The sequence below is a fragment of the Microcella sp. genome (genome assembly GCF_051860105.1).
Lineage (GTDB): Bacteria > Actinomycetota > Actinomycetes > Actinomycetales > Microbacteriaceae > Microcella.
This window is the reverse complement of the sequence record NZ_JBHYEO010000011.1, coordinates 1-7,853: the sequence shown is the minus strand read 5'-3', so window position 1 is coordinate 7,853 and position 7,853 is coordinate 1. Positions and strand designations below refer to the sequence as shown.

9 protein-coding genes are annotated in these 7,853 nt (G+C 68.5%); 2 read left to right on the top strand and 7 right to left on the bottom strand.

The features are described 5' to 3' along the window. Positions 1-122 precede the first annotated feature (122 nt). The 5 genes from ACTIE9_RS07775 to ACTIE9_RS07755 form a co-directional block, all read right to left on the bottom strand. Entirely contained in the window at positions 123-836 is a 714-nt protein-coding gene (locus ACTIE9_RS07775) for a hypothetical protein (RefSeq protein WP_439565010.1), read from the bottom strand. Positions 837-1,017: 181 nt separating this feature from the next. Then, on the bottom strand, positions 1,018-1,974 hold the full coding sequence (locus ACTIE9_RS07770; RefSeq protein ID WP_439565009.1) for a nucleoside hydrolase: 957 nt from the start codon (positions 1,972-1,974) through the stop codon (positions 1,018-1,020). Beyond that, positions 1,971-2,756, bottom strand: coding sequence for a GntR family transcriptional regulator (locus ACTIE9_RS07765; protein WP_439565008.1), 786 nt, complete (start codon positions 2,754-2,756; stop codon positions 1,971-1,973). Before ACTIE9_RS07765 ends, ACTIE9_RS07770 begins: the two co-directional genes overlap by 4 nt. Continuing rightward, entirely contained in the window at positions 2,757-3,452 is a 696-nt protein-coding gene (gene deoC, locus ACTIE9_RS07760) for a deoxyribose-phosphate aldolase (protein WP_439565007.1), read from the bottom strand. Continuing rightward, positions 3,449-4,375, bottom strand: coding sequence for a ribokinase (locus ACTIE9_RS07755; protein WP_439565006.1), 927 nt, complete (start codon positions 4,373-4,375; stop codon positions 3,449-3,451). The genes deoC and ACTIE9_RS07755 overlap by 4 nt, the downstream gene beginning before the upstream one ends. A gap of 151 nt (positions 4,376-4,526) precedes the next feature. Between ACTIE9_RS07755 and ACTIE9_RS07750 the strand changes: the two genes are divergently transcribed. Then, positions 4,527-4,889, top strand: a complete 363-nt coding sequence (locus tag ACTIE9_RS07750; protein ID WP_439565005.1) for a hypothetical protein — start codon at positions 4,527-4,529, stop codon at positions 4,887-4,889. A 123-nt stretch (positions 4,890-5,012) separates the two neighbouring features. After that, entirely contained in the window at positions 5,013-5,144 is a 132-nt protein-coding gene (locus ACTIE9_RS07745) for a hypothetical protein (RefSeq protein WP_439565004.1), read from the top strand. A 22-nt stretch (positions 5,145-5,166) separates the two neighbouring features. On the opposite strand, the gene rbfA is transcribed toward ACTIE9_RS07745, so the two are convergent. Next, positions 5,167-5,664 carry a 30S ribosome-binding factor RbfA gene (gene rbfA, locus ACTIE9_RS07740; protein WP_439565003.1) on the bottom strand — a complete coding sequence of 166 codons (498 nt, stop codon included), beginning with the start codon at positions 5,662-5,664 and terminating at the stop codon, positions 5,167-5,169. Between the two features lie 128 nt (positions 5,665-5,792). After that, a partial coding sequence (gene infB, locus ACTIE9_RS07735) for a translation initiation factor IF-2 (protein WP_439565002.1) occupies positions 5,793-7,853 on the bottom strand: 2,061 nt, incomplete at its 5' end.

Sequence of the window (7,853 nt, the reverse complement as noted above, 5' to 3'; positions counted from 1 at the left end):
GGTGCCGGTGCCCCCCGGGTGCGTCTGGGGCGTGTCGTTCTTGGTGTGGGGGTTTGGTGTGGGTCCCCCGGGTGGTCCCGGGCCCCGCTACGATCGTCGCGCGCCCGGGAGGGGTGATCGTTCTAGGCGCCCGCGTTGATGGCGAGGAACACGACGACGATCAGGGCACCGACGACGACACCCGCCACGGCGAGGAGAACGCCCTTGAGTGGTGTTGCCTTGACGATGTCGATGTTCTGCGTCAACGACTTTGGCAACGCTTCGATGATCGCCAGGGCGACGAAGCCGGCGATGATCTTGTCGGCCAACGACGTCAGGATGTTGGAGGAGAACACGGATCCCGCGAGGTTCTGACCCACTGCCAGGAAGGTGCCCGTCAGCGCGTCAGCGCCGGCACCCGTCGCGCCGCCGAAGACGAGCACGATGATCGGCGCAGCGACGATGGTGCAGGCAACCGCCACGATGATGTTCAGCAGGAAGAACCGGGGAATCGTGCGGCCCATCCGCCACGAGCGCACGCCGTAGCCCCAGAGGAGGGCACCGACGACGTTCACGAGGGCGAACGGCAGGCTGACCGGTCCGGTGATGAGCGCCGAACCCGTGTTGGTGAGGATGCCCACAAGGGCACCCCACCAGGGTCCGAGCACAATCGCCGAGATAGCCGTGCCGATCATGTCGAGGTACACCGGGAGCCGGAGCGCCGAGGCGATGTAGCCACCGACGATGTTGAGGGCCACGCTGACCGGGATCAGCGTGACGATCAGGGTCGTCGGAAGGTTGTTGCGGTTGAAGCGGCTGCTCTTCTTCGGAGCAGACGCGACGGGAGCGTTAGCCATTATCCGTGCCTTTCGAAAGGGGGGTGGGCAACCGGGCAGCAGCTCTGCTGTCCGGCACTCGAAGAGGTCGGACCGTCATCGTCGACGGCCGACCGGGACTCGCTCTTGTGGAGCGCTTCGCCCGCGCGAGGTGCGCGAACGGAGTCTGGGGATCGCAGGGCCAGCACTGCGAGGGAGAGGGTCATGAGCGGAACGCCTCCGCGAGAACGTCAGCGAAGATCTCCGAATCGGCACGCAGGGCAACGCGGGCGTTGGTGGCCATGGTCGATCGACCGCGGTCGTCGACGACCATGGCCCCGACGCTGTGCAGGCCACCGGTCTCGACCGTCACTGCGGCATCCACCCATTCGGTGATCACATCGGGGCGCACGAGTGCCGCGACTGCGAGCGCGTCGTGCACGGGAGCCGCGTCGAGCGTTCCGTGGTCCGAGCCCGGGTAGGTGTCGATGCGCTGCCGGATCATGAGCGCTGTCGAGACAGCTCCGGGAGTGCCGATCGCCTCGAAGGCATCGCAGTGCGCGCGCGAGAGCGGCGCATCGTGGGTCGCGTCGAGCGGCACGATCAGCACGTCGCGGATCCCCGCGGACAGCACGGTTGCCGCGGCCTCGGGGTCGACCCAGAAGTTGAACTCCGCCGTGGCCGACACATTGCCCCAGCCGCGCGCACCACCCATGATGACGAGCTGCGGGATGCGCGCCGCGAGTCGGGGTTCGGCCGTGAGCGCGGCGGCAATGTTGGTGAGCGGCCCGACCGCGACGAGCACGGTCTCCGGGCCCTCGTCGCCCAGGTAGTGCTCGATGAGCACCTGAACGGCGTTCTGTCCGCTCGCCGTGCTGGTCGGATCGGGAAGGTCGAGGCGCAGCTTGTGAAACCCCTCATCCTGCCCGGCGTTGAGGACGCGGCGCGGGATGGGGAAGTCGTCACGCACAAGCGGTCGCGGGCATCCCGCGTGCACAGGAACAGAGCAGCCGATCGCGTCGATGACGCGCAGGGAGTTGTCCGTGGTGTTCTCGAGGGGAACGTTGCCGTTCACGGTTGTGATGCCAACGAGCTGCAGCGCGGGGTGCAGCGCGCCGACCATGATCGCGACGGCATCATCCGATCCGGTGTCGCAGTCGATGATGAGCTTGATGGTCATGCGGTGCCTTCCGGACGAGGGGCCCGTTCGAGGAGCGTCGAGACGCTGATCTCGTCGCTGTTGATCCACACGTCGGAGTACTCGACGGGTCGCCCGTCGGTGAGAACCGTGGTCTGCTGCAGGTGAAGCACTGGGGTTCCCGGGGCGATCGACAGGTGGGTGGCGACCTCGGTGCTCGCAGCACGCGCTGCGAAGCGGCGCCGGGCGTGTCCGATCCGGAGTCCGTAGCGGTTCTCGAGTGCGTCGAACAGGGTCTCGTTCTCGAGGTCGACGGCCTCCAGGCCGGGTGCGAAATCGGCCCGCACGTAGTTGTCGAGCAGAGCGATGGGCACGGAGTCCGTGCTCCTCACCCGTCGAAGTGCGACGACAGGCTCGTCAGCGAGCACGTGCAGCGCCGTGCCCACGGTGGTGGAGGGCAGCATGACGGTGGAGCGGAGTACGCGCGTGGTCACCCGAAGCCCCTGCAAGGCGAAATCTTCCGCGATCCCGCGAAGCTCGCCTTCGTTCGACGGCGGCTCCGGACGTGCCGAGACGAAGGTGCCTCGCCCCGGCGTCTGGGTAAGAAGCCCTTCGTCGATGAGTGTCGACAGCGCTCGGCGGAGCGTGCCGCGGCTCACCGACAGCTCCGCGGCCAGTTCCGGCTCTGAGGGCATCCGAAGCCCGACCTGCCACGTTCCGTCCGCGATGCCGGCCCGGATCGCGTCTGAGATCTGCGTGTGAAGAGCCGTCGGCGCCTCCCGGTCGAGCTCACCCGGGCCGCGGTCGCGCTGGAACATTGCCATTCAGTAGCTCCGTCCGACCGCGGTGCCGCTGCCGCGCACGATGCCGACACCCGCGCTCGAGCCGACGAGGGAGGCCCCAGCGGAGATCAGTTCGCGCACCTGCTCGGCAGTGCTGATGCCGCCCGAGGCCTTCACGAGCACTCCCGGGCGACAGCGGGAGGCGAGGTACGCGATGCTCGCCTCGTTGGCGATCTCGACGGCACCGCTACTGGCGTTCTTGAGGTAGGCGACACCCGCGTCCATGGCCAGTTCGACCGCAGCATCCCGTTCAGCCGGCGACAGCATCGGCAGTTCGAGCATGACTTTGATGGGTACACCGGCGGCCTCGACGACGGCGGCGATGTCGTTACGGAAGTCGTCGTACCGGCCGCTCTTCAGCCAGCCGATCTGCACGCCGATGTCGATCTGCTGGGCACCGAGGCGAACGAGCTCCTCGGCTTCCGCGGCCTTGCCCCGCGTCGTCGTCACCCCCACGGTGGGAAAGTCGAGGGCCGAGGCCACGATGACCCCCGTGCCCCGGAGCTCGGCGGCCGCCTCCCGCACCCACGAACCCGGAACCATCGCCGCGCTGAAGCCCCACTCGACGCATTCGCGGGCGTGAGCAACGATCCGGTCGGTCGTGAGATCGGACGTGATGAGCGTGTGCTGGATGACCGGCGCGAGATCGGCCGCCATCGAGCCCTCGTCGCCGTTCATACCTGCACCGCCGCGATAGCCCGCACATCGTCGCGGCGGGGCAGGCCGTCCACGACCCCCGGTCTGGTGACGGAGAGCGCGGCGGCAGCGCAGGCCGTCTCCGCGGCCCGCCGGAGGTCTCCGTGCTCGAGGTACTCCACCGTCAGCACCGCAACGAAGGCATCACCGGCGCCCGTGGAGTCTCGGGTCACCACGTGCGGAGCCGGGATCGGGAGCGTGCCCGTCGGGTCGGTGACGATAACGCCTTCGGCACCACGCGTCAGAACGACCGCGCCTCGGACGTGCGCGGCGAGAAGCGCCGAGAGCCGAGAGTCGTCCACGGGGTGCCCGACCTCACGGGGCTCCACATCGGCGACCAGCGCGCGCGCTTCGGACTGGTTGGGAACGAGGATGTCGACATCACTCCAGAACTCCGTGGGCACGGCGTGAGCCGGGGCGGGGTTGAGCACGACGAGGACTCCGGCGTCTCGCGCGATGCGCGCGGCCCGTTGAGCAGACTCGATGGGCACCTCGAGCGAGATCACGAGAGCTTCGGCCGACGCGATGAGAGAGGCGCAGGCCTCGATATGCGTGACCGTCAGCTCGTCGAGTGCCCCCGGCGCGATCGCGATGCGGTTCTCCCCCGTGTCGTCGACCAGGATGACGCCGCTCATCGTGCTCGCGCGACCCGTGAGTACGGCTCGGGCATCGACATTCTCCGCCGCCCACACCTCGTGCGCCGCACGAGCGGCGGCATCGTCACCCACCGCTGTGATCAGCGAGACATCCGCCCCCCAGCGCGCCATGGCGATCGCCTGGTTCGAGCCTTTGCCCCCGTGCTCGTGGCTGATGGCGCCGCCCAAGACAGTCTCACCAGAACCCGGGCAGCGCGGCACACGCATCGTGATGCCGACGCCGTAGCCCCCGAGCACTGCGATCTTCATCGATCACCTTGTCTGTAGACATTCATGAACAAACTGGATTGCGCCGACTGTAGTGATGGCTCCCGTCTGTGCGCAAGCCAGTGCTCAGGTGAGCACCATGAGTGACGCGCCGTGCACCTGTCCCGAGGCTCACACGCCGTACGGTGAGAGCGTGGAGATCACCGGTTCCGACGCCCTCGTGCTGACTGCAGTGTTCATCGTCATCGGCTCGATCGGTTTTCCGATCATCATCGAGCTGGCAGCACGCGGCCGTCTCGCGCCCAATCGATTCATCGGCCTCCGCAGCGATGCGCTGCTCTCAGACCCCGTCGCGTGGATCGCCGGGCACCGGGCAGCGCGCGCACCGATCGCGCTCTCCTGCGCCGCCGCTTTGGTGCTCGCCCTGATCGCCCTAGCGATCCCGATCGTTCCGGTGCAGGCGATCGCACTGTTCATGGCGGCAGTAGCACTGCTGGGCGGTGGACTGCTCGGCCTCACGCGCGCCGACGCCGCGGCGAACGACGCGCACGACTGACTTCTCCCCCACACCACTCGTCAGACGACTCGAATGCTGGGTCGGTATCATGAGCGCGACGCGGCGGAGCGCGCTGTGCCCTGCGACTTCCCGAGCGCGACGATGAGATCACCGGAGGACGACATGACCCGCACCGAGAAGTTCACTGTGACGCTGTTCAGCGTCTTCGCCGCGCTCGTCGTGCTGCCCGGGATCGTCTTCTCGGCGATCGCGATCTTCTCGACCGGGTCGATCGACCTCGGGCCGAAGCCCTAGCGAGCCGCGCGCAGCGTCCCGTTTAGCGGGTCTCGTCGGCCTCGAGCTCGTCGCCAGCGTCGACATCGTCGGCGTCGAGCTCGTCGAGCTCCGCGTCGACATCGCGCGGCTTGACGTAGGGGTCGGGGTCGCCGGCGTACTCGGCCGTCGCAGCGAGCGACTCGGTGGCCGCATCCCGCTCGCGCGCCTCGCGCAGCAGGGCCTCGATCGAGGCAGCGTTCTCGGGGATTCCGTCGAGGATGAACTCGATCGTCGGGGTGAGGCGCGTGTTGAGGTTGCGCCCGACCTCGGTGCGCAGCATCCCCGTCGCCGCTGCGAGTGCCGCGGCGCTGTCGTCGCGCTCCTGCTCGGTGCCGAGCACGGTGTAGAAGATCGACGCGTGCTGCAGATCGCCCGTCACCTGCACGTCGGTGATCGTCACGAAGCCCAGGCGCGGGTCGCGCAGACCCTTGTCGAGCCGCTGCGCGATGACCTCTTTGATGCGGTCGGCGACCTTGCGGGCGCGGGGGTTGCCTGCCATGAGCTGCTCCTGACTGGTGCTGATGATGCTGGTGGATGCGGCCCGCCGCTCCCGAGGGAACGGCGGGCCGCCGACGGTCGCGCCTTAGGCGCGGACGCAGGACGCGCTAGGCGCGGACGCAGGACGCGCTAGGCGCGGACCTTCTCCTTCATCTCGATCGTCTCGATCTCGTCGCCGATCTGGATGTCGTTGAACTTGCCGAGGCCGATACCGCACTCGAAGTCGGTGCGCACCTCGGTGACGTCATCCTTGAAGCGGCGCAGCGACTCGATGGCGAGGTTGTCGCCGACCACCACGCCGTCGCGGATGACCCGCGCCTTGGCGTTGCGGGTGATCGTGCCGCTGCGCACGATGACACCGGCGATGTTGCCGAACTTCGACGAGCGGAAGATCTCGCGGATCTCGGCGACACCCGACTGCACCTCTTCGAACTCGGGCTTGAGCATGCCCTTGAGCGCGCTCTCGATCTCCTCCAGGGCGGAGTAGATGACCGAGTAGAACCGGATGTCGACGCCCTCGCGCTGAGCGCGCTCGCGCGCCTTCGTGTCGGGGCGCACGTTGAAGCCCACGATGATCGCGTTGTCGATCGTCGCGAGGTTGACGTCGCTCTCGGTGACGGCACCCACACCGCGGTGGATGATGCGCAGCTGCACGCTGTCGTCGACCTCGATCTTGAGCACGGCCTCTTCGAGCGCCTCGACGGCACCCGAGACATCGCCCTTGATGATGAGGTTGAGCGACTCGACCTTGCCGTCTTCGAGTGCCTTCGTGAAGTCCTCGAGGCTGATGCGCTTGCGCGCCTTCGCCAGCAGGGCGTTGCGCTCGGCGGCCTCGCGCTTCTCAGCGATCTGACGGGCGGTGCGGTCGTCGTCCGTGACGATGAAGGTGTCGCCGGCGCGCGGGACGCTCGACAGGCCCTGCACCTGCACCGGACGGGAGGGGTAAGCCTCCTCGACCTTGTCGCCGTTCTCGTCGGTCATCGCGCGTACGCGGCCGTAGGCCGTGCCGGCGACGATCGGGTCGCCGACGCGCAGCGTTCCGGCCTGGATCAGCACGGTCGCGACCGAGCCGCGTCCCTTGTCGAGCTTCGCCTCGATCGCGACACCACGGGCATCGCGAGCGGGGTTCGCGCGCAGGTCGAGGCCGGCATCCGCCGTCAGGAGCACAGCATCCAGCAGTTCGCGGATACCCATCTTCTGCAGGGCCGAGACGTCCATGAACATGGTGTCTCCGCCGTACTCCTCCGCGACGAGGCCGAACTCGGTGAGCTGCTGGCGCACCTTGGCGGGGTTCGCCCCCTCCTTGTCGACCTTGTTGACGGCGACGACGATCGGCACACCGGCGGCCTGCGCGTGGTTGAGCGCCTCGACCGTCTGCGGCATGATGCCGTCGTCGGCGGCCACCACGAGGATGGCGACGTCGGTCACCTGGGCACCACGGGCGCGCATGGCGGTGAACGCCTCGTGACCCGGGGTGTCGATGAAGGTGATGGCGCGCTCGATGCCCTCGTGCTCGGTCCACACCTGGTACGCACCGATGTGCTGCGTGATGCCGCCGGCCTCGCCCGCGACGACGTTCGCCTCGCGGATGGCGTCGAGCAGCTTGGTCTTTCCGTGGTCGACGTGGCCCATGACCGTGACCACGGGCGGGCGGATGACGAGGTCCTCCTCGTCGTCCTCCTCATCGAGATCGATGTCGAAGCCCTCGAGCAGCTCTTTGTCTTCGTCCTCGGGCGACACGATCTCGATGCGCCAGCCCAGCTCGGCGCCGAGCACCTCGAAGGTCGCGCCGTCGAGCGACTCGGTGGCCGTGGCCATCTCGCCGAGGTGGAAGAGCACGGTCACGAGGTTGCCGGGAGGGCAGCTCATGCCCGTGGCGCTCTCGAGCTTGTCGGCGAAGTCGGTGATCGACGCGCCCTGGCGCAGACGGATGACCGTCTTGCCGTCGCCACGGGGAACGCTGACGCCGCCGACCGACGGGGCCTCCCGCATCTCGAACTCTTGCCGCTTCGTCCGCTTCGACTTGCGGGCCTTCGACTTGCCGCCACCGCGGCCGAAGGCACCAGCCGTGCCGCCGCCGGGGCCGCGACCACGACCGCCGCCGCCGCCCGGACGCGGGCCGCTGAAGCCGCCGCCGGGCGCGCCGCCGGGGCCAGCAGCGCCGCCGGGGCGGAAGCCGCCGCCCGCGCC

Excerpts from the sequence above, each read along its gene's own strand:
- ACTIE9_RS07745 (WP_439565004.1), top strand. The coding sequence starts at position 5,013 with ATGACCCGCACCGAGAAGTTCACTGTGACGCTGTTCAGCGTCTTCGCC.
- deoC (WP_439565007.1), bottom strand. The coding sequence starts at position 3,452 with ATGAACGGCGACGAGGGCTCGATGGCGGCCGATCTCGCGCCGGTCATC.
- rbfA (WP_439565003.1), bottom strand. The coding sequence starts at position 5,664 with ATGGCAGGCAACCCCCGCGCCCGCAAGGTCGCCGACCGCATCAAAGAG.
- ACTIE9_RS07765 (WP_439565008.1), bottom strand. The coding sequence starts at position 2,756 with ATGGCAATGTTCCAGCGCGACCGCGGCCCGGGTGAGCTCGACCGGGAG.
- ACTIE9_RS07770 (WP_439565009.1), bottom strand. The coding sequence starts at position 1,974 with ATGACCATCAAGCTCATCATCGACTGCGACACCGGATCGGATGATGCC.
- ACTIE9_RS07755 (WP_439565006.1), bottom strand. The coding sequence starts at position 4,375 with ATGAAGATCGCAGTGCTCGGGGGCTACGGCGTCGGCATCACGATGCGT.
- ACTIE9_RS07775 (WP_439565010.1), bottom strand. The coding sequence starts at position 836 with ATGGCTAACGCTCCCGTCGCGTCTGCTCCGAAGAAGAGCAGCCGCTTC.